Raw genomic sequence first — 21664 nt, 5'->3', positions numbered from 1 at the left:
CTGCAACCCACTTAACTCAGACCCTGCTGAATCCCAGCAGGGTCTTTTTTGTGCTCATGTGTGGCCAGTGAACTTGCCACTTCGAAGTGGCAGGTCGAGTTGCACCACCAAAGATCCAAAAAGACGTGAACCCGCTAAGTTCTTGTGATACAAGGTCCGCGCGACATTGAACTCGGCTGGCACACCATGTGCAAACCCTAAAGGTGTCTAATAACGTTGAACGACGATTCGTTAAGGAGATAGAGATGACAAACGGTCCCTGGAAAGCGCTGAAATGGTTGATGTTCGCTGGCTTGATCAGCTCCGTAGGTTGTGCAGAAGATACGTCTGAGCCTGCAGGTGATGACTCTTCAGCGGTCGATGACCCAATGCTCATCTCGGCTGACGTCGTCAACGCGGGATGGCCCGGAAACGAAAACCTCGTCAACGAGGACAAGTCCGACCAAAACTTCCCAGCACAATTCTTCGAACTTCAAGCCACACAATCTCCGGTTAAGAGCCAGGGTAGCCGTGGCGTCTGCTCCATCTTCTCAAGTATGGCGTACGTCGAGCACCTCTACATCACCGAAGGAAGCCTGCCGAACCCCGATTTCTCGGAGCAGTACCTTCAGTGGTCCTCAAAATTCCTTGAGCGCGCGTTCCCAAATACGAGCGGCTCCAACAACGACGCAAACCTTCGTGCGGTAGCCAATTACGGTGTGCCTGAAGAGTCAGCATGGCCCTACGAAACCAACGAATGGGGCGCCTCGAACGACCCAGATTGTGGTGCAAGTGGTGACGATAAGCCTACCAAATGCTTCACCAATGGTGAGACCGCACCTGAATCCGCTGAGAGTGCCGAAAAGTACTTCATTCCTCGCCCTCGTTGGCAGTCGGCTCGCGTGCGAAGCGTCAAGGCGACCATGTTCAACAAGAAGCAGGCTGTACCTGTCGGTATGACCTTCTTCTACCAATCGTGGAACCACAGCCGCTCTGAGTTGCCAACCAACCGCGACTACTGGAAGCAAGGATACGTCCTCTCGCCGAACGCCAAAGACCGTGAAATCAGCCTCGCAAAGCGTGCTGGTCACGCAATTCTTCTGACCGGATGGGACGACACCCTCGAGGTACAGAAAGTCGACGGCGAAGGAAACCCGATCTTCAACGCAGACGGAACGCCTGATATGGAGCGCGGTTTCTTCCTCTTCAAGAACTCTTGGGGCAAAGGAAGCTTCGGCTCCGCCAACCCACAGGGCGACGGATACGGTTGGATCGCTTACTCGTACGTCGAAGAGTTCGCTAGCGCCGTTGTCTCAGACCTCCCAGAGCCAGTCGTCAAAACCGAAATCTGCGGCGACGAGATCGACAATGACTCCAACGGTGCCACCGATTGTGACGACGCAGCGTGCGTCGATCAGCCAATCTGCAACACCGGAGGCGAAGTGATCGACGTGGAAATCTCCGAGAGCGCGATTCCTGACAACGACCCCACCGGCCTCGTACTTCCGTTCATCGTCGAAGGTCAGGGAGAGCTCACCTCCATGGCCATCACCGTAGATGTGACCCACACCTACCGTGGCGACCTGCGAATCGAGCTCATTCTCCCATCGGGCGAGCGACAAGTGCTTGAGCGCAACTCCAGCGACTCCGGCGACGATATCCAGAAGCGCTACGAAATAGATGCCACCGGCTTCCCCGGCAACGATATCTATGAAATCGCTTTCATCGATACGGCATCGCAAGACACAGGCGTGGTGAACTCGGTCCTCGTGGAAGTTGAACGATAATGATGAACTGGCTACTGGCGTTCCACTTTGTGGGACTTCTCGTATGGCTCGGCGGGTTGATGACTCTCTCCAGACTCCTTGGACACCACGTGACCCTGTCGTCTGCGGAGGCCCGTGAAGCCCTGATTCCTTTTGAGCGGAAATCGTACTTCATGGCGATTCTGCCCGGTTTCCTGGTGGCCCTACTCACCGGACTCGGGATGCTCTTTGGAAAAGGTATGGCTAACTATTTTGCGCCGGGAAGCGCGTGGGGCCTAACCTTCCATATCAAGCTGACCCTGGTCATCGCACTCATCGTGCTCGATCAGGTGACTGCCGCCAAAATGCGCAAAGTCCACAAGGAAGATACGGGTAGCCGTGGCACCTTCATGGGACTTCACGGAGCGGTTGGCCTCATCATGATCATCGTCATCATTCTCGTGAAAACCAATATTCTTGGTTGAGCGCCATCCCACTTCGCATTCAACTTAAAACCTGCTAGGGTTCCCCGCCAAATGGGCGGTGGACGCCCTGAATGCTGAATTTTGCTAAGGAAAACAGATGAGCCGAACTTATCCATTTACCTCTGAATCGGTCTCGATGGGCCACCCCGATAAGGTCTCTGATCAAATCTCGGACGCCATCCTCGACGCCATGCTCGCAATTGACCCCAAGTCCCGCGTTGCCGTGGAAACCATGACTTCTACCGGTATGGTCGTCGTCAGCGGTGAAGTGACCACTGAAGCTTACGTGGACATCCCAAAGGTTGTGCGCGAAGTGGTCAGTGAAATTGGCTACACCGACGCCAATATGCGCTTTGATTCCAACTCGTGTGCTGTGCTTGTGGCTCTCGACGCGCAGAGCCCGGATATCGCACAAGGTGTGGACACCGGTGGAGCAGGGGACCAGGGCCTGATGTTCGGCTTCGCCTGCCGCGAAACCGATGTCCTCATGCCACTTCCTATCCACCTCTCGCACCGCCTTGTGGAGCGCCAGGCCGAAGTTCGCGCAGCTGGAATCATCAGCGGCCTTCGTCCAGACGCAAAGTCACAGGTCACCGCGGTTTACAACGGCGACAAGGTCGAGCGTGTGCAAACACTCGTTCTCTCCACACAACATGCACCTGAGTGGAACAATAAGATGGACGAGCTTCGTGCCCAGATCAAAGAGCACGTACTTAAGCCCGTACTCGGTGACCTCTGGTCCGACGATATCATCACCCACATCAACCCAACCGGCCTCTTCGAGATCGGTGGTCCTCACGGCGATTGTGGCCTTACTGGCCGAAAGATCATCGTGGATACTTATGGTGGACGCGGCCGTCACGGTGGTGGTGCATTCAGCGGTAAGGATCCCACAAAGGTCGACCGCTCCGCTGCGTACATGGCGCGTTATATCGCCAAGAACGTGGTCGCTGCTGAACTCGCTGATGTCTGCGAAGTCCAGCTCTCATACGCCATCGGCGTGGTTGAGCCTACTTCGGTGTACATCGATTGCCAGGGCACCGCGAAAGTGGACGAAGACAAGCTCTCCAAAGTCATCCGAGAGATCTTCCAGCTCACGCCACACGGCATCATGGAGCAACTCCAGCTTCGTGCCCCAATCTACCGACCTACTGCGCGTCACGGACACTTCGGCCGCACTCCAGAGGTCAAAGACGGACTTCAGTTCTTCGGTTGGGAAAAGACGGACAAAGCTGCTGAGCTCAAGTCCGCATTCTAATGACCACTCTTTGGTTTACGGGATTGCCCGGCGCGGGAAAAACAACGCTCGCCCGGGCTCTCCAAGATTCCGTCAAACCACGCCACCTAATCATTCTTGATGGGGATGAGCTTCGAGCCTCAATTTCGGCCGACCTCGGGTTTTCTCCCGAAGACCGATCCGAGCAGGCACGACGCGTGGCCGCGCTTGCACGTCTTCTCAACAACCAGGGTGTAAGCGTGGCTGTGTGCCTCGTGTCTCCAAGCTCTACCGACCGCGAAATGGCTCGCCAAGTGGTTGGGACAGGCTTCGTCGAAGTCTTTGTAGATGCGCCCTTGGAGGTCGTAGAAGAAAGGGATCCTAAAGGGCTCTACGCAAAGGCACGGCGCGGGGAACTCAAAGGACTCACCGGGCTAGACGCCCCCTATGAGGCCCCAGTAGCGCCAGAGGTTCATCTGCGAAGCGCCGAGACCTCCCTTCAAGAATGCGTTCAGGAACTCCTCAAGGTGCTTGGTTCTGGGTCTTTCTAAACCGTCTCAACCACCACTCGTCAAACTCGTCGGGTAGCTTGATCACGCGCTGACTCGGGTGAATGCGATATCCGTTTTCAGCGCGCTCAATCACGTCCCCAAGACCGAGTTTTCGCAAGTCGGAAACCGCCTTTTGAAGGCGAGTCGTCGCCGAGTCGGCGAGCATCTTTTCGCCAGGCCATGCATGCTCGATGAGGTCATCGTCGCTGGCCAAAGCGTCTGGATCCTTCCAATAGAGCTCGCATAGGTAGCGAAACACGCGTGCCGGAACACTTCTACGACTCAGGTCGAGCCATTCCGGGTCTTCCGGAGGCCGCACCAAGAGTTCATGGACCACCCAGGTATTGGGTCCCGTCAATGCTTCGGCCCAGAACCGTTGGCGGTGTCGCCAGGGGAGCAAACCCTCGAGAGTTCGTACCCAGAACCGAAGCCGGCTGTTCAAAGTTACGTGAGCCGCCTGACGCACTTTGCCAGGTTCTACCAGCCCCAAAAATGCACCAGAGGCTCGGTCTACAACGGCTTCTTCGGCATCCTCGCCGGCAACTAGGATATCGATGACCGGCAACAGCGCCGCGATATGATCGCCAAACTGAGAGTGGGCCCCGAGCACATCGGGCATCAGACCACAGAGCATACCGGCGTGAGCAAAATTGCGGTCGACAAGCGCCGCCAAGATTTCCACGAAGAGCAGGTCGGCCTCCACCGCAGAGATGTCCGCAGCATTCCTTGCCCTGCGGATAACCTGCATCACGCGTTCGGTATCTTCCCGAAGAATGCCGAGCATCAATTCGGTTTGGTTGACCTTTGACTCCCAATGCGTCGAAAAACCAATCGGGACGCTAGTCATCGCCTCCATGAACCATCGCTCCGCCTGAAGCGGCTCACGTTTTTCGATCGAAATTCGGCATTGCAACAAGAGGGCCAACCCGTCGGGCATGGACTGGCCAGAAGCGCGATGAAGCTCGGATGCCGAACGTGCGTACCTTTCTGCTTCAGCCGTATCTCCGAGGTCTAGAGAGACCGTGGCGATGCCTGTAAGCGTAGTGCCAAGCGCTCTAAAGTCCCCGACTTCTCGTTGTCGCTTCTCGGCCGTCAAAAGAGCCGCGCGCGCCCTCAGCAAATCCTGGTCTCGCCAGTAGATATTCGCGAGATGCACCACGATGAACGCTTCGAGCGAATTGAGCTCGGCAGATCGCGCTAACGACAAAGCCTCTCGATGAACAGGCTCCGCCTCGGTATGACTCATGAACGTGTGAGTGAGAATAGCCTCAAGTTCCTTAAGCCTCGCGAGTTCAGCCAAAGAACCGGTCTTTTTCGAGTACTCGAGCCCCTTCTGAATCGCCTCCAGGGAGGCTTGCGCATTACCCGTCGAGCGATGAGAGCAAACCTCTTCGTACATGGCTCTCGCCGCGCCCTTATAGTCATTGACGCTAAGTGAGAGGGCTTCTGCTTTGCGCGCGCAGTCTTCAGAGTTGTCTGTCAATCCGGTGCAATGAAATGCGTTCGAGAGTGTCCGCAAAGCGGCGCTCACCACGCGCGGGTCGAGGCCCGAGTTAGAGATGTCCACCGGCAATGCGGCTTCGAGTCGATCGATACACGAGCGCATGCGGCGGCTTTCGTGGTCCACAAGTGATACCGCGTTTGCAAACTCGAGCTTCTGATTGGGCTCCAGATGTACGAGCCCGGCTTCGACAAAGTCCCAGACCAGGAGAATGCTCGACTCCCACTTCTGTACCAATTCACGCTCTTTGGACTCCAAGAAGGAAAACTCGAGAACGTCAGAGAGACCGACGGCCTGTTTGATGGCAACTGCCGAAAACTTCTCGATATCTTCTGAATCGACGTGTTCCCATGCCCACGTGCGAGCACCCGGCCACATTTCGACCGTGGTGTCAGCGCGTTTGCGAAGGATATTCCAACGCAAGAGCTCCGCAACTTCACGCGGAGATGGCGTATTCTGAACCTGGACGGCGGACTCCATATCGAACGGGCCATCGAAGAGAGCAAGCCGCCGCCAGTTCATGCGCGTTTTTTCATCCATAGCCTCCCAAATGGGTTGCCATGAATCCCGACACGTCAACGCGGCTGTCAAGTGGTGCTTGAGGAACTTCAAGCCGCGAAGTGAGTACCAGTCTTTGAGGTCAGACTCCGAGAGCATCATGCGAATGGGCTCGATCGACTCCTGCACTCCCGGGAGCTCGCCTGCACGAAGAAGGGTAAGGTCCTCGATATCGCTCAACCCCTCAAAACCATGGCCGTCCGAATAGCGTACGCACGTCGTTATCACCAGTTTATGCGATTTGAAGTCCTCGCAAATCTTGCTGATGAGGGTGGGATGAACGTCGCAAAGAACGTGAATGACACCATTCTTCTTGATTTCCACGTCCGAATTCGGTTTAAATTCCAAATTAAGGACGTACGAGTCTCTCTCAGAGACCAACGCGTCGACCATTTTTTGGTGTCCGCCGCCCGGTGGACCCCACAAAATTACCGGGTCGTCAGCCTCGTCCAGCAACGTCAAAAATTGTGAGGTTTCTAAGCTTTGCACCCGTACTACTCCTGAAACGTGCTGAGATCCGCTGAATTGATTTCAAAATCTCTTCATGGCGCGAACCCGTCCGCCTAAGTTAGCCTCGTATAGATCTATTCATGTAGACGAAATCATCCCGGAGGCAAAGATGATTCCTGTGAATTTTGCGCGTTTGTGTGTTCTCACCGCAGCATTGGTGGGACTGATCGCGTGCGGTGGAGGCACAAGTGAAGACACTGACATGGATTTTGGTGTTACAGAGGATATGCCCACCAATGACATGACTCAGCAGGATATGAACGAGGCCGATATGGCCGAGCCCGATCAAGACGCGCCGGATCAGTCAGACATGAACGAGGCTGATATGCCCGAGGATATGGACCCTCCAGGCCCCATAGATTGGCCGGACTCCGTGATTCGAATCCCGCTGGACGCTAACGGGCGTGGTCAAGCGACCGCAAATTACGCTGATTTTCCGGCGCTTGAGAACATTGACTTCCTCATGTCGCCCGGAATCGCATGTTATCAAAATGCCACGCGAAACGAGTACTTTACGGGTAACCACCTCATGTTCGTCATCGACGCGCCGGTGGACGAATGGAGCGAAGTCCGCATCACGGCAACTCCTGTGGGTAACGCTGAAGCCGCGATCTACGCCATCACACAAGATGATGATGGCTATTTCGTGCCGCCGGAGATCACAGAATCGCGATTCTGCCACTTCCCCGTAACCTTTGGAGGGCCAGGGGCTGCAGGAGAACTCACGTTTAGAACGTATCCAAGCGGCTCGCAAAATGTGTTCATCGGGGTTTCGAATCGAGGGCGATTCGCCGGAGACACAAACTCGGATGTAACCGTCGAGGTCGAGGTTGTCTCTCTTAGCGGCCAAGACCGCTGTTATGACGAAGTACCTTCACCTGCGCGTTGGCCCAACCATGTGCAGCGTATCGAGCTCGATAGCGAAGGCAGTGCAACGCTCAACGGTAGTCTCACTCAGGGCGCCTTGCCTTGTTCGCTCGATTTCGTCGAGGACACGACCTGTGCACCCGCGACTCGTACCGATCGATTCGAAGGAAATCACGTCTTCTACGCGCTCGACCAACCCATTCCGCCGAATAGCATCCTGACCGTCACAGCTGTGCCCGACCCGGGCGTCGATATCAGTCTCTACGGTGCGAGTCAGGGATCCGGGACCGGCTTCGAAATCCCTACCGGTTTCCCCGTTGCCAATTGTGAGGCGAGCTACGACAACCGACCCGGTACGTCGAGGAATCCGGGCGATGCCGAATCCTTGAGTTTTGTGGCCCTGCAGAACGGCTACAACGTCTTCGTCGGAGTCGCTGGCGACGCAGTCCAAGGCTCAAGTGGCGGCTACACCTTGAGCTTCAACCTGATTACATGGTCCACGAACGACTGCACTGACGCCGACTATTCGGCAGTCACTGACCTGAGCGCATGGCCTTCGGATGTCACCATTCTAGACTCGAACCAATCGAGCCAGACCGTGCAGGCAACACTTGGAAACGGGCGCGTGCCGTGTACCCTAGATTGGGCTGACGACAGCCACAACGCGTGTTTCCCAGCCACGAGGTTCTCCTTCTTCCGTGGCGCCACCGACTTCTACGCCCTTGATCCACCGCCGCCAGCGGGCTCAAGGATTCGGGTTCGCGCAATTCCAGACCCAGGGGTGGAGGTCAGCCTCTTCGGCTTCAGAAACGGCCCCGAAGATTACGTCTTGCCACCACTCGTCAACGGCCTGGTTCAATGCGAAGCGTCTTACACCTTTGGCATCGGCGAAGTGCCGAACCCAGGTGAGACCGAGTTCATCCAGTTTGTGGGCGGCTCGAATCAATACGGCTACACCTTTGGGGTCGCGGCCTATAACGACGGATCTGGTGGCCCCGACATCATGACTGGCGATTACCGTCTCGAAGTCGAGATCGACACACCGCCGCCTCCGCATTGTCCACAATCCTTGCCAGGAGCAGCCTACCCAACGTGGCCTGCATTCGTGGATGTGATCACTTTGGACGCCAATGGCGATGGTAGCACGACAGGTAACCTAGCGGACGGCTCATGCGTAAACCTCGACTGGGCGGAGCGCTCCGATGTCGCGTGTTTCCCTGCAACACAGTTTGAACGCTTTGAAGGCAATCACACCTTCTTCACGCTTGATGAGCCTATTCCTCCTCGCTCGGAACTCGTTGTAACGGTAACCCCGCAAAACAACGCCGACGTCAACGTCTATGCATTCATCATGGGGGATTACGAACACATTTTGCCCCCAAATGTCACGAATACGGCATGTCGCACGAGCTACAGCCTACAAGGGCCGAATCCCGGTGAAGTCGAGACCATTCGGATTCAAAACCCCACCGAAAACGCCATGTACAATGTGATGATCGGCGTCGCCGGCGATGCTCAGACCGGGCAAAGCGGCGCGTTCACCGTCGATGCGAACCTCGAAGTTGCGCAGACCTTCTGCCCACAATCGCTTCCGGGGCCAACAAACCTCTCGGATTGGCCCGCAGGTGTCACCGAACTTTCACTTAATGGTCAAGGGATTCATCAGAGTACCGGAAACCTGAATACCGGCGCCTGTACGAACCTCGACTTCGCGGCGGACAGTGCAGTGGCTTGTTTCCCAGAGACGCGTTTCGACAGATTTGATGGGAATCAAAACTTCTACGCCGTCGCCCAACCGATGCCTCCAAATTCTACGCTTACCATCTCAGTGAATCCTGATGATGGTGTGGACCTTAGTCTCTATGGCTTCCAGCTCGGCGCGACCGAATACGTGGTACCACCGAATGTCCCGTCTGCAATTTGCGAGGCGAGTTATGCGCTCGGCGTTCCAAACCCAGGGGCCGGTGAGAGCATTACCTTCTACAACCCAAGTGACACTGCTTCCTACAACGTCTTCTTCGCAGTGGCTGGCGCGAACGGGGCGACTGACGGGGGGTACCAAATCCAAATGATTGGCCAACAAGGGCAGATTCATTGTGAAGATTCCTTGCCAGGAACCTTCTATCAAAACTGGCCGGGGAGCGTGAATCTTCTGACCCTCGACTCCAACCTCGAGGCGACCACCACGGGTAACCTGAGCTCCGGGCAATGTACCAATCTTGCTTTCGCAGCGGCGAGCTCGGTCGCGTGTTTCCCAGCGGTTGATTTCGATGCCTACGAGGGCAACCATGTCTACTACGCGCTCAGAGACCCACTCCCGCCCGGCAAGCAAGCCCGCGTGACACTTACTCCAAGTGCTGGGGCTAATATCTCGCTCTACGGCTACACGATTGGAAACTACGAGTTTTACGTGCCTCCGGCCGTACCTTCGGCTCTTTGCGAAGCGGACTTTGGTGCAACTTCAGGTGTGCGCCAGATTCAATTCAACACCGGAAATGGAGACCCGTACAACTTCTTCTTTGCTGCCGCGGGCCCTAACGGTGTGAACTCGGGCGCGTACCAGATCGAAGTTGAGGTATTCGACCCCTGAACGTACACGCGGGCTCTGTCCGCGTGGGAACGGTCTGGTTTCGTTCGCTAATTTCCTCAGACGAGAACAGTCAAACTTCGTTCTCTACCGTGGTCCCGCTGGACTGCCCCTAATGACTGGGCAATTCATTTTTATTGGGCATTTTTGAAAAAACTAGGTAGGGATTAACGTTTACGCCGCCCATCTAACGAGGACTGAGCCCTCGTTGACTGTTTGGAGTTCGACATGAAGCGATTCCTACTACCTCTTCTTCTTCTCGGCTGTGTTGACCCCGTGGCTTCGCCACCTGAGGGCCAAAACGAACTCCCCATCACTATTTTGGGGAGCCAGGCTCATAGCCACGGAAACTCAGCTCACCTGACTATCTCAGATTGGACTCAAACGCGGCTTGAAGCGCCATTTGAGTTTCATCAGCTTGGGTTAGTCTACGACGCAGTCGAGCCGGGCATCGACTATCGCGTGCGAAACCTCGACGGATGGTCCTCGTGGAAATCCGCCGAAGTCACCTGGAGCGAAGGAAAACATCGCGTGGCTCGGATTCTCCTCGATAGCCCGGCACAAGCCATTGAGCTTAGACCGCACGCAGTCCTCGAAGACGGACGTGCCGACTTCCACAAAGAGATCGTGGCGTCTCAAATCCTTGCCCGAGATCTTCCTCTCGAAGAACCCGTTCTCACCCCGGTTCTGAACGCGATTGCACCTAGAAGCCTTGTGATTCCAAGGGCCGAATGGGGTGCCAGAAACCCAGACAAAGTGTGTGGTGTTGCGCATGACCCCTACAGAATGAGCGTCCATCACACCGCCGGACCGGTAGATGACGGCCCGGATCCGGCAGCCAGAATGCGCCAGATGCAGGCCTATCATATCGACTCGAACGGCTGGTGCGATATCGGCTACCACTTCGTGGCGAGCCAAAGTGGACTCCTCTACCAGGGGATTTCGAACGAAGCGCGAACCGGTATTCACGTCGGCAACCAGAATACGGGCAATATCGGCATCTCCCTCATCGGCAATTTCCAAACCCAAACGGTGGGCCAGCCTCAGTTCGAAGCCGTGGCCAATATCGTTCGTTGGGTCGGTGATACGTATGGAATTGCTCTGAATAGAACTAACGTCAAAGGCCATCAGGAGTGGCCAGGCCAGAGCACAAACTGCCCTGGAAGCAATATGCTTAACAGGCTCGGCGAAATGCTGACCCTTGCCGGGAGCGATCCAGTACCTCCCGAGCCGGAAAACTACGACGTTGAGATTACGACCCGCTGGCTCGGTGAAAGTGCTGATTTCTACCAGGAAGGCTCCAGCGCCGGGAAGGCTGACTATCTCATCGGCGAAAGGTTTCAGGCCGAGATTCTCGTCACCAATAATTCCGATGGACCGATACGTGGTGTGGAGGTCGACTACTGGCTTGAGTCCCCTTATCTCCGCCCCGTTGGCTATGAAATCCAGACCGACCACCCCGAAAAGGACAAGGCCACATGGAAGCTCAACGACGCCGATTCTGCCGAGGGCAATCCTCCTAAAACCGATATGCCTGCAACCGCAAAACTCACCATGTACGCATTTGGCGCGGGCGAGACCAAGCGGGTCTTGATCGACGTTGAGGCCAGCCAGTACAGCATTGGCGCTGCCGACCACCCTGATATTCGTGCCTGGGTCCGAAAGATAGACGAGCGCTATGTGGAGCAAACCGAGTGGAACCAAACCCCTGCACTCAACACGTTCAATAAACTGCTCCAACACTACACCGAGTCAGACGTTCTGAGCCCTTACGAGTGGCAATTCAATTCCGACGACATGGCTATGGTTGAGGGCTGGAGCTCATGTGGCGGCGGCACAGACTCCGTGGTTATCGTGCCCGATTCCGGTGTGCTCCGGGCCACCAATACCGGTGCAGGTTGTCTCTCGTCACCGGCTTGGACCCTTGTAGACACCGCCGAGTGGGACCAACTCGTCCTCAAGATGTCCACAGATCAACCCGGTCATAGGGTCGCGGTCTTCTGGGCGGCCGAGGGTGAGGAGATCACCACGGAGAAGAGCGTCGAGTTTGCAGCAAAACCCAATGGCATCTACGTCGTTCCCCTCGCTCAAAACACGGCGTGGACCGGCGAGGTCCAGCAGCTTCGTATCGTTCCCCTGGTGAACAAGACTCAAGGGATTGTGAATCTAGACGCGGTCTTCTTCCAGTCGTCCGCGCGTGAAGAAACCTCGTCTTCCGACCCGTTTGTAGGGGAGGCGCCCGTGAGTTTTGCGCCTGCAGCTGAGCTCCCACAAAATCCGGAAACTCCAAGCAATCCGGACCCCATTGAAGAGCCCGATGAGTCCGCCGAAGTCGAGGTCTCATCAGGTTGTGCGAGTGCCTCGGGCAACCCTGGGATTCTGCTACTCCTCTTAGGTCTGGTGCAGCTCTTTGTGCGGCGCAGAAAACAATGAAATTTCTTGTTCTACTCGTTCTTCTCTTCGGCCTCGGCTGTCCCCAAGGCCAGGTGGATGCGCCAACGGGCGAATGCACGAAAATCGCCGAGAAATGCCGCATCGCCAAAGGGAAACTCGGGGTGTGCACCATGGGCACCGACCAACAATTATTCTGTGCTCCTCAGCATTGAGTGAGCCTTGAACTTCGGATACCTTTCGGGGGTCGAATGAATCTAGTGGGCTTCTTCGCGTCAAAGCATTTGGAAGGTTGAGGTAAACATGCGCCGTTTAGTATTTGTGATTGCTCTGGGGGGCTTGGGTGGACTTGGGGGTTGCGACGAGATCACAGAGTTCATCGACAGCATCTCGGATGGCGCACCCTGTGTGGCCGATGGAGCCTGTCTTGGCGGCAAGTGCTTGACTGATGACCTTGGCTATCCCGGTGGATATTGCACCTCACTTTCCTGCGAAACCAACGGATGTGGTGGGTGGGGCTCGGAGTGCTTCCGAACCGAAATCGCCGGCTCGGACGTCACGGCCTGCTACCAACTCTGCAATTATGACGGAACCTGCGACCGCGCGGACGAAGGCTATCGTTGCGTTCAACTCAATGATTCACCGGTCTGCCTTCCGCCAACCGCGTCAAACGCGCCGGTCCAAGGTGCCATCGGCTCAGCCTGTAGCACCAACTCTCAATGCAACGGCGACGATGCTGTCTGCGACTCATCATTCTTCGGCGGCTATTGCACACGCTACGACTGTACGTCGAACGAAGACTGCCTCGGGTCCAACCCCTGTGTAGTCCTCAACCCCGACGCCGCGCCGGAAGAGCAGAGAAGCGCTTGCCTTCAGGCGTGCGCTGACGGCGACGATTGCCGTTTTGGTTTCGGATGCCAGTCCTTTAACGGCGAGGATGTTTGCCTCGAAGGCGAAACCACGGTGGTCCGAAATCCGGACGGCGCCAATGACGGTGCAGAGTGCGTGGCGAGCCTGAACTGCAAAGGGGGTACGTGCATTCGTGAGCAAGAGCAAGAGGGCGGTGATGTGGCCTACCCTGGCGGCTATTGCACCACAAGAGACTGCTCAACCAATGACGATTGCAACGGCGGAATCTGCGTCTCTCGCGCCCGTTCAACCACATGCCTCGAAGCGTGCGAATCCAACTCGGATTGCCGGCAGGGCTACGAATGCCGCGAAACCCCCGAAGGTAGCGTGTGTGACTCCGCCGTCGAGTACATCGCGCCAACCGCAGATGACAACGACTTCCAAGTCGTCTGTCAGTCGAACAAGACCTTGGATTTCACCATCCCTGATGGCGCACTCGGCTTCTACATCACGCCGTTTACCCAGACCGGGGCCAAGGTGACGCCGCAAACCCTCACCAAACCTGACGGGTCCACCCTAAACATTCCGAACGACTACGAGTTCTTGGCCGTCAATCCCGAAATCCTCGGTAGCATGGCGCCGCTTCTCTTCCCGGCGAGTGACGCCTCTCGATTTGCGAACGCTTTTGGCGGTGGTGATTATAGTTTGACCGTGAGCACCTCCGCCCCAGAAGTCTGCTACTACGTGATTCCCAAAACCGAAGAAGGGCGTACGCTCGACGTGAACTTCTACTTCGTGGGAACTCAGGTGGATGCAGCGGCGGCACGAAACTCACAAGACGTAGCGGCCGTGATGCGGGTCGTTCAAAACATCTATTCGTCCATGGGCGTGACCGCACGCGTCGCAAACTACTTCGATGCCAACGCGACTGTGACTCAACAATACAGGATCTTGAGAGATTTTTACGACGTCTTCGACCTCGTTGCGACGAGCACGGATCCCGGCGACACCGTTGACGAAAAGCTCAGTGTTAACGTCTTCCTCATCGAAGATTTCAATATCTCGGAGGCCCCAGGACTCCTGGGTGTGTCCACGGGAATCCCCGGAGTCTCTGGAATTCACGGAAGCTCTGGGTCCGGCCTTGTGTTCAGCGCTAAATCGCTCGGGCGTGATAACCCGCAGCTCGGTCAAACTATGGCCCACGAGATTGGGCACTTCCTCGGGCTTCGCCACACCACCGAGCACGGCGGCTCAGCTCACGACCCGATCACAGACACCCCAGAATGCCTGATTCCAGATCTTGCGTCGCTTTGCGGTGATTCAACCAATTTCATGTTCGCCTTCTCGCTCGGAAGTGGCCAAACACGCGCCACACAAGGCCAGGCCTTTGTTGTCCGAAGAAGCGCACTCGTCAAATAACGGAGACTTCGTATGAGAAACCTCATTTTTGCCCTTATCTTTGCTTCGAGTGCCACCCTTGCCGCGCAAGAGGCACCGACGTTGACGCCGCGCCTCCCGGTCGGTGCCATCGGTCCTGCCCCGACTCAGACGCACGATCACGACCACGATCATCAGGTCGACGAGCCTTCCAAGGATGTTTCCCCCGCTGAGCGCCTGCGTTTTCTTCTGAGTGGTTACCACTATTTCCCGACGCAAGAGGACCTTCTTAAGGTCGCCGAAGCTGACGAGGTGGCGGGTATGCTTCGCACGATCGCTCAAGATATCGATGAGCGTCCAACCATGCGTATGAAGGCACTCGATGCCCTGATGTATTTCAACGATGCCGCGACCCTCGTTTACGTGGAACATATCGCGTTGAATGACCCGGCGGCGCCCGAAGAATTGCTCCGCACCGAGCAGCTTATGCAGCATCACGCCATCATGACCTTTGCCAAGCTCAAGAAGAAAGATTCCGTTCCCTCACTCGAAAAACTTCTTTCACACAACGACATTCAAGTGCAAATGACGGCGATTTCAGCGCTCGGAAAACATGGCGGCCAGCCGGGACTTGAGACACTAGAAAAAGCCGCACCCAAAGCTGAATTGCCCGCGGTCAAACGTGAATTCCGAAAATACGTGAAATTCTAGCGTTGCCACCCCGCGTTCACTTGAGTATCGTTTAGTCTAAGTTCTAGTAAGGTCGGTTGCCCAATGGATGATAGCGAATTCCCGCACGACCAATCAGAGTCGTCTGAGGCCACGCAAATCGTAGATTCTGCGGCGCTTAAACGCGTCCGGGAACAGATTACTCAGCGTTCTCAGGCTTATTTGATGGTGATTGCAGGACCTCATTCTGGGGCCATGCTCAAAGTCGATAGGAACGAGACTATTCTCGGCCGCTCGGATAAGTCAGACCTCACCCTACAAGATGTGGGTATCTCGCGCTCCCATGTGCGCGTCTCAAGAGTCGGAGACCAAGTCTTTGTAGAAGACCTCCAAAGCGCAAACGGCACCTACGTCAACGGCCAACGGCTTAGTATCAGGCATGAGCTCCAAGAGGGTGATAAAATCGCCATCGGAGCCTCAACCATCATTAAGTTCTCGCTCCAAGACGGTATTGACGAAGACTACCAGCTACGAATCACTGAAGCCGCTCTAAAGGACGCCCTGACCGGTGCGTTCAATAAGAAGTACTTCAGCGATAATATTTACAGCGAATTTTCCTACGCAAAGCGGCATTCTACGCACCTGTGCCTGGTCATGTTCGATATCGACCACTTCAAGAACACCAACGACACCTTTGGGCACCTCGCTGGTGACTATATCTTGGCAAACCTTGGGCGATTGGCTCATGGCATGCTGCGTGCCGAAGATGTATTTGCGCGCTATGGAGGCGAAGAGTTCGCCGTGATTTTGCGCGGGATTACGATGTATCAAGGATACCAGCTTGCGGAGCGTATCCGGGCAGGTATCGCTAGATTTAGATTCGAGTACGACGGTCAGCATGTTCCCGTCACGATCAGTATGGGCGTCGCGAGTTTCCCTGAAATCGACGTGCAAACACCGGATGAACTGATTGCAGCGGCAGACGGTGCCTTGTACGCCGCAAAGCGCTCCGGTAGAAATCGCGTGGAAATGGCTACCTAAGCCGTTTGCTCATAAATCGCGCACCTTCATCATAACCTTCTGCGGGGCCTTCGTCTTCAAAGCCCACATGCGTCCAAAAGGTTTGAGCTCCCTGAACAGCCACAAGCGTTGACGCTTGAAACCTTCCAGAGGCGGCCCCCTCCACGGCGGCGAGAAGTAGCCTCGAAATCCCTTGTCCCTTGGCGCGCTCATCCAAAGCCATGTCATGGATATGAAGTGCGTCTGAGCCAGGTGGGGATTCACTGAACACGTTCTCAAGTCCAGGGCTCGCGTGCCGAGGCCACGGATGCGCCAGCACATACCCCAAGACCTCGCCGTCACCGGTTGCCACAAAAGAATAGCCCTTTCCTGCCCTGACCCGAGACTCAAGTACGGCTTCTGACTCCACTAATCCCGGACCGTATGCCTTGGCTTGAATGCGCATTAAATCAGGCAGATGTGCCATTTCTGCGATTGAGACTTCGATTGTCACCAAAACTCCTCGTCACTTAGGGTATTCACTGGACCAACTATTGGCTAAACTCATTTCCATGGTAGGTCCATACAAACTTTTGCACGTTCTCGGCCGCGGCGGAACCTCCGTGGTGTGGCGAGGGGACCATACGTTGAGTGGCCAAAGTGTGGCCATTAAGGTGCTAACCACGGAACGTGCTCAGAATGCCCGCTATCGCGAGTTTTTTGCGAACGAAGTTCGTGCGGTAGCAAGGCTCAATCACGCCAATATCACCCAGATTTTGGACGCTGGCCTGGTTGACGAAAGCAATGACGAATTAGGCCTGCATGCTGGAAACCCATACGTGGTCACTGAGTACGTGGCAGGTGGAACGCTCGAGGAGTTTAAGCCCGGGCTGAATTGGCGTGCGGTTCGCGACCTCCTCAAGGCCATGCTCGATGCGCTTGCGCACGCGCACGCGCACGGTGTTCTTCACCTGGACATCAAGCCGGGCAACATTCTCCTGCGTCATTCCGAGCTCCCGCTTGAGCCGATCCTGACCGATTTTGGTATTTCGCGCGTGCTCGAAGGCGAAAACGCGAGCTACGACTCGCGCGTGACCGGTACCCCACGATACATGGCGCCAGAACAAGTCACTGGAGAGCCCGACGACCTCGGCCCCTGGACCGACCTCTACTCGCTTGGCTGCCTCGCCCATAAACTGATTTGTGGCCGCGTGCCTTTTGACGGCGAGAACGCGACGGAGACGCTAAGAGCGCACGTCCGTCATGCGATCCCTGAGTTTCGTCCCATCATCTCGGTTCCTCCGGGCGTCAAAGAATGGCTGCATTCACTCCTCGCCAAAGACCCGAACGATCGTCCCGCGAGTGCCGCGCAGGCCGCATGGCTGCTTCAGAAGGCGGACCTTGCCCCAATGGAAGACTGGATAGAGGCGCAGGCTGATACCTCACCGGATATTATCGATCCTAAGATGGAGCCTACCGTCATCACCTCTCCCGTGGAGATGACCACCATGGAAGTTGTGCCGCTCCTCGGTCCACGCCCCCCATTGCCCCTTGATTGGCGGGAGCACGAAGAATCACACATGCCTTCTAGGCCGCGCTATGTGGGGCTCGGCATGGTACGGCACCGCGTTCCACCGTTCCTTGGGCGAGAGACTGAGCGCGATCAAGTCTGGCAGGCGCTTGAACTCGCGCAGAGCGGGCCACAAGCAGTGATAATCCGGGGAGCCGCCGGCACGGGCAAGACGCGCCTTGCCGAGTGGGGCGCGAGAATTGCCGACGAGTTAGGCCTCGCGGTCCCGCTGATTGCGCGCTTTCACCACTCGAGGCTCGGCCTCGGCCCCCTCGAAGAAGAAATTGGGCGCTGCGCACGCATTCTCCATCTTAAGCCCGAGCGCGCCATAGCTCGATTTCGCAATTTCATGGGCAGTATTCGGCCGGTCGACGAAGGAGATTTCTTGGACGCGGTCGCCTTTTGCGACGCCGTATCCCCAGGCGCAACCAGCGTTACAAGGGCTGAGCGCCAAGATCTGCTCTACCGTCTGATCACGCGGATGGCCGAGCGAATCCCAATGGTCATCGTGTTTGACGATGCCCATCGCGAACCGGATGCATGGCGGTTCACCGACAAGTTGATGAATTCAAACGCGAACGTGCTGGTGGTCTTGAGCGTGTCCAGTTCAGACAGCCTGGCTCGCGCGGGACTTGAGAGTTTGACGCGCTCTGAGCGCGCCCATTTGATTGACCTCGAGCCACTTCGAGACCCTGAACTTGCGGCCATTTTACAGCGCATGCTCCAGCTTGAACCACACCTCTTGGAGATGGTTCTTGAGCGCGCAGATGGCTCGCCCGCCGACGCACTGCGCTACGTGATGAGCTGGGTTGAGCGAGAAATGTTGGTACCAGGTGTGGATGGCTACGAATTGGTCATGCCTCGCGACTCCATCTCACAAGAGTCGTCTCACGAACTCGCGTTTGCTGCCGCGGATGCGCTCCTCGGAAAGATCGATGCAAGTGCCCGCGAGGCCGCTCTATATGCGGCTGTGCTTGGCTCAGAAATCCGTCGTCAAGAGTGGGAAGCTGTGCTCAAAACGGCCATTCTGCCGGGTCCAGATGCCCTCATCGACCAGATCGTTCAAGTCGGTCTTGTGGTGCGTGAGCCCAACGGTCTCTACCGCTTTGTCGCCGAAGATGTCCGGCGCGCGGTGATTAAGCTCTCGGCCGATACGTTCGGGTCTGCTCATAGCGTGGTTGCAGAAACCTTGGCGAAAATTCATCCGATGACGGACGCCAGAGTCCTTGAGCGCGTCGCGTATCACCTTGAGCAGGCAGGTGAAGTAGAGCGTGCAGCCGAACTCTATACGGCGGCTGCCCTTCGCTACCACCACAGCGAAGGTAACGAGCCTGCAAAGAGGGCGCTCGATTCATTTGACAACTTGAAGTCGCGTTTCCCTGATGCCCGCTTTCCCGTCGCGGCAAGAACAGCCGATGTGGCAAGGCTCTGGCTTGAGTTTGATGATGGCGTGTTCGACTTAAAGACCGTAGTCCGAGCCCTTTCAGACGCTGAAAGAGATGGCGCGTTTCGTGCCGCCGGCTCAGCGGCCAGGCTCCGCGTCAAAATATTGCGCAAAAAGTCCTTTGAAGCCGCAAACGAAGCCATTGAAGAAGCCATTGAGATTCTGGAGCGCGCCGGTGAGTTGGTTGAGGCTGGCACGCTAATGCTCTCGCAGGGCTGGAATTTTGGGCTTCAGGGCCAATACGAGTTTGCCTTTCAAAGGCTCAATCAGGCTCAGTCGATTTTCCGTGCCGAAGGTGACCTACATTGGGTTGGAAAAGTGGATCAGGCTGCGTCATTCCTCTACTTGCAACGCGGCGACCACGAGACTGCTCGGCAGAGGATCGACGCACTTATCCATGCCGCCCGCGCATTGGGTGATAGAGCGATGCTCGCCGCGGGTCATGCCTATCTCGGAGAGTTTGAGCGTTTGAAGGGTAATCAAGAGGCCGCGCTCGACCACTACTCGGATGTGGTCGCACTCCTCGGTATGGATAATTTGAACGGCAAGATCGCGATGTTGAACCAGTCGCTCTGTCGTATCGCGCTGGGGCAAGACCGCGAGGCTCTTATCATTCTGGACTTCTTGCAGGAGGATCCAGCTGTCCGAACTGCCAACCTACACAATCACCTCACACTCGGTCGCCTCGCTGTGGAGTTCTCACTTGGGGTCGAAAGTCCGGACTTCCATGAGCGTTGGGTCGGGGTGACGCGCGACATCAGACACCGAAGTCGCTACGAATTTGACCTCGCGTGGTTGCTCGAACACTTTGCTGGGCTCTACCAAAGGCGCGGTCATACTGACCTGCGTGAAGACGCTCTGAGCCTCTCCGAGGCTATCTGGATTGGTCTGGGCCGAACCGATGACGCCCAGAGAGTTGCGGCTCAGCGTGAACGTGGTTGAAAGCTAGCGCCTATAAAGCTAGGTTTGCCACAGCCTTAACGTATGCGATTACCGTGATACCCACCTAAAGAGTATGAACGTGAGACATAATCTGTTCGTATCGATCAGCCTACTCGTTCTTTCACAAAGTGCATGTACTCTGCTCGTGGACTTCAATGAGTGCGAATCTGACGCCGATTGTTCTGCCACCGGCGCCTGCATAGATGCCATCTGCCAAGAGGCACCCAGAGTAAATATCACAGACCATATTGTGGAAGACACAACGTGGACTGCTAACCGCGTCTACGTTCTCGAAAATATGACCTTCATCGTGCCCCCGGCCACCCTTACCATCGAGCCCGGCACCACCATCCTCGGACGTCGAAGAACCGGCCTTGTCTCTCTTGCTGGCGCCAAACTCGTCGCGGAAGGCGAACGAGACAGGCCTATCGTCTTCACCAGCGATAAGCCAAAGGGCCAGAGACTCGCCGGGGACTGGGCGGGGATGGCCATGGTAGGGCGGGCGCGAGTGAATCGCGATCCCTTCAACCTGCGCATTGTGACCGATGTCTTCGACACAGCAGTGGGCGGAGAGGATGACACCTGGAACTGCGGCACTCTCAAGTACGTACGGATTGAGTTCGGTGGCGCTGAGGTTGACGGTCAGAAGGCGCTCAAGGGACTCACATTGGCCGGCTGCGGCTCAGAGACGAAGGTTGAGTACGTTCAGACGCACTTCAGTGATGATGACGGTGTGGGCGTCTTTGGAGGCACCGTAGACCTTCGCTATATCGTGAGTACACGCGCACGAGACGACGCCTTCGATTTCGATACAGGTTGGCGGGGAACCGCGCAGTTTCTGGCCGTGCAGCAAGATATCTTAGGAATTGAAGCGATCGAAATCGAAAACCTCTCCGAGGAGCCCACAGCCGAGCCACAAACGAACGCACAAATCTACAATTTCACGCTCATCGGAGCGAACCGCGAAGGCGATAGACAGCTCGGCATCTACTATAAGTTGGGCGGGTTGGGCACGGTTTCACACGGCCTTGTGACTGGCTACAAGACGACTGGCTTTCACGTAGAAGGTCCAGAGTCCGCACAGCATGCAACCGATGGAAACATCAACTTGAGAAACACTCTCTTTTACAATGTTGGTGAAAGAGGAACCGGGTACTTCGAGTTGGTCGACCAGAACGAGGGCGGATTCACCGACTATTCCGTCTTTGAAGACGCGGCGTTGGGCAACGTCTTTGGCGTAGACCCAGGTCTTCCGGATCCATTCAATCTCTCAGATCCTTCATGGATTCCCTCATCCTCAGGGACGACCGGAGTAGATGCCCCTCCAGCTCCATTTGACCCCACAGCCGTCTACCGCGGTGCGTTCTCGCCTAGCTCAAACACGCCTTGGACCGAGGGCTGGACGTCCTATCCGCTAAACTGAG

Annotated in this window: 14 protein-coding genes; 12 read left to right on the top strand and 2 right to left on the bottom strand. The window is 56.2% G+C overall.

Going from position 1 to position 21664, the window contains the following annotated elements; translation table 11 throughout:
- Positions 1 to 245: 245 nt before the first annotated feature.
- The 4 genes from FRD01_RS10845 (at position 246) to cysC (ending at position 3976) form a co-directional block, all read left to right on the top strand.
- A complete protein-coding gene (locus tag FRD01_RS10845; RefSeq protein ID WP_146959509.1) occupies positions 246 to 1766 on the top strand; it encodes a proprotein convertase P-domain-containing protein in 1521 nt (506 codons plus the stop codon).
- Positions 1766 to 2209 (top strand): CopD family protein, encoded by a 444-nt coding sequence (locus FRD01_RS10840; RefSeq protein WP_146959507.1) that lies wholly within the window; start codon positions 1766 to 1768, stop codon positions 2207 to 2209. The genes FRD01_RS10845 and FRD01_RS10840 overlap by 1 nt, the downstream gene beginning before the upstream one ends.
- Positions 2210 to 2306: 97 nt before the next feature.
- A complete protein-coding gene (gene metK / locus FRD01_RS10835) occupies positions 2307 to 3467 on the top strand; it encodes a methionine adenosyltransferase (RefSeq protein WP_146959506.1) in 1161 nt (386 codons plus the stop codon).
- Positions 3467 to 3976 (top strand): adenylyl-sulfate kinase, encoded by a 510-nt coding sequence (gene cysC, locus FRD01_RS10830; protein WP_146959504.1) that lies wholly within the window; start codon positions 3467 to 3469, stop codon positions 3974 to 3976. The genes metK and cysC overlap by 1 nt, the downstream gene beginning before the upstream one ends.
- Here cysC and FRD01_RS10825 read toward each other — a convergent pair.
- The gene (locus FRD01_RS10825; protein WP_146959502.1) at positions 3948 to 6524 is read right to left on the bottom strand and encodes a hypothetical protein; all 2577 of its coding nucleotides are present in this window, start codon (positions 6522 to 6524) and stop codon (positions 3948 to 3950) included. The two genes, cysC and FRD01_RS10825, sit on opposite strands and share 29 nt — an antisense overlap.
- A gap of 130 nt (positions 6525 to 6654) precedes the next feature.
- Here FRD01_RS10825 and FRD01_RS10820 point away from each other — a divergent pair, with 130 nt between their 5' ends.
- The 6 genes from FRD01_RS10820 (at position 6655) to FRD01_RS10800 (ending at position 16326) form a co-directional block, all read left to right on the top strand.
- Entirely contained in the window at positions 6655 to 10002 is a 3348-nt protein-coding gene (locus FRD01_RS10820) for a hypothetical protein (protein WP_146959500.1), read from the top strand.
- Positions 10003 to 10227: 225 nt separating this feature from the next.
- Positions 10228 to 12432, top strand: a complete 2205-nt coding sequence (locus tag FRD01_RS10815; RefSeq protein ID WP_146963931.1) for a peptidoglycan recognition protein family protein — start codon at positions 10228 to 10230, stop codon at positions 12430 to 12432.
- The gene (locus tag FRD01_RS24305; protein ID WP_249756177.1) at positions 12429 to 12605 is read left to right on the top strand and encodes a hypothetical protein; all 177 of its coding nucleotides are present in this window, start codon (positions 12429 to 12431) and stop codon (positions 12603 to 12605) included. Before FRD01_RS10815 ends, FRD01_RS24305 begins: the two co-directional genes overlap by 4 nt.
- An 88-nt stretch (positions 12606 to 12693) precedes the next feature.
- Complete coding sequence (locus tag FRD01_RS10810) at positions 12694 to 14658, top strand: M43 family zinc metalloprotease (RefSeq protein ID WP_146959498.1); 1965 nt, start codon at positions 12694 to 12696, stop codon at positions 14656 to 14658.
- Positions 14659 to 14670: 12 nt separating this feature from the next.
- The gene (locus FRD01_RS10805) at positions 14671 to 15327 is read left to right on the top strand and encodes a HEAT repeat domain-containing protein (RefSeq protein ID WP_146959496.1); all 657 of its coding nucleotides are present in this window, start codon (positions 14671 to 14673) and stop codon (positions 15325 to 15327) included.
- 63 nt (positions 15328 to 15390) lie between these two features.
- Positions 15391 to 16326 (top strand): GGDEF domain-containing protein, encoded by a 936-nt coding sequence (locus FRD01_RS10800; RefSeq protein WP_146959495.1) that lies wholly within the window; start codon positions 15391 to 15393, stop codon positions 16324 to 16326.
- Here FRD01_RS10800 and FRD01_RS10795 read toward each other — a convergent pair.
- The gene (locus FRD01_RS10795; RefSeq protein WP_146959493.1) at positions 16319 to 16798 is read right to left on the bottom strand and encodes a GNAT family N-acetyltransferase; all 480 of its coding nucleotides are present in this window, start codon (positions 16796 to 16798) and stop codon (positions 16319 to 16321) included. The genes FRD01_RS10800 and FRD01_RS10795 overlap by 8 nt on opposite strands.
- A 40-nt stretch (positions 16799 to 16838) precedes the next feature.
- Between FRD01_RS10795 and FRD01_RS10790 the strand changes: the two genes are divergently transcribed.
- Both FRD01_RS10790 and FRD01_RS10785 read left to right on the top strand, forming a co-directional pair.
- Complete coding sequence (locus tag FRD01_RS10790; protein ID WP_249756176.1) at positions 16839 to 20240, top strand: serine/threonine-protein kinase; 3402 nt, start codon at positions 16839 to 16841, stop codon at positions 20238 to 20240.
- 79 nt (positions 20241 to 20319) lie between these two features.
- A complete protein-coding gene (locus FRD01_RS10785; protein ID WP_146959490.1) occupies positions 20320 to 21663 on the top strand; it encodes a hypothetical protein in 1344 nt (447 codons plus the stop codon).
- Position 21664: the final 1 nt, after the last annotated feature.

Source organism: Microvenator marinus (assembly GCF_007993755.1).
GTDB classification, from domain to species: domain Bacteria; phylum Myxococcota_A; class Bradymonadia; order Bradymonadales; family Bradymonadaceae; genus Allomicrovenator; species Allomicrovenator marinus.
This window is presented reverse-complemented; position numbering and strand designations above follow the sequence as displayed.

Excerpts from the sequence above, each read along its gene's own strand:
- FRD01_RS10845 (WP_146959509.1), top strand. The coding sequence starts at position 246 with ATGACAAACGGTCCCTGGAAAGCGCTGAAATGGTTGATGTTCGCTGGC.
- FRD01_RS10840 (WP_146959507.1), top strand. The coding sequence starts at position 1,766 with ATGATGAACTGGCTACTGGCGTTCCACTTTGTGGGACTTCTCGTATGG.
- metK (WP_146959506.1), top strand. The coding sequence starts at position 2,307 with ATGAGCCGAACTTATCCATTTACCTCTGAATCGGTCTCGATGGGCCAC.
- cysC (WP_146959504.1), top strand. The coding sequence starts at position 3,467 with ATGACCACTCTTTGGTTTACGGGATTGCCCGGCGCGGGAAAAACAACG.
- FRD01_RS10820 (WP_146959500.1), top strand. The coding sequence starts at position 6,655 with ATGATTCCTGTGAATTTTGCGCGTTTGTGTGTTCTCACCGCAGCATTG.
- FRD01_RS10815 (WP_146963931.1), top strand. The coding sequence starts at position 10,228 with ATGAAGCGATTCCTACTACCTCTTCTTCTTCTCGGCTGTGTTGACCCC.
- FRD01_RS24305 (WP_249756177.1), top strand. The coding sequence starts at position 12,429 with ATGAAATTTCTTGTTCTACTCGTTCTTCTCTTCGGCCTCGGCTGTCCC.
- FRD01_RS10810 (WP_146959498.1), top strand. The coding sequence starts at position 12,694 with ATGCGCCGTTTAGTATTTGTGATTGCTCTGGGGGGCTTGGGTGGACTT.
- FRD01_RS10805 (WP_146959496.1), top strand. The coding sequence starts at position 14,671 with ATGAGAAACCTCATTTTTGCCCTTATCTTTGCTTCGAGTGCCACCCTT.
- FRD01_RS10800 (WP_146959495.1), top strand. The coding sequence starts at position 15,391 with ATGGATGATAGCGAATTCCCGCACGACCAATCAGAGTCGTCTGAGGCC.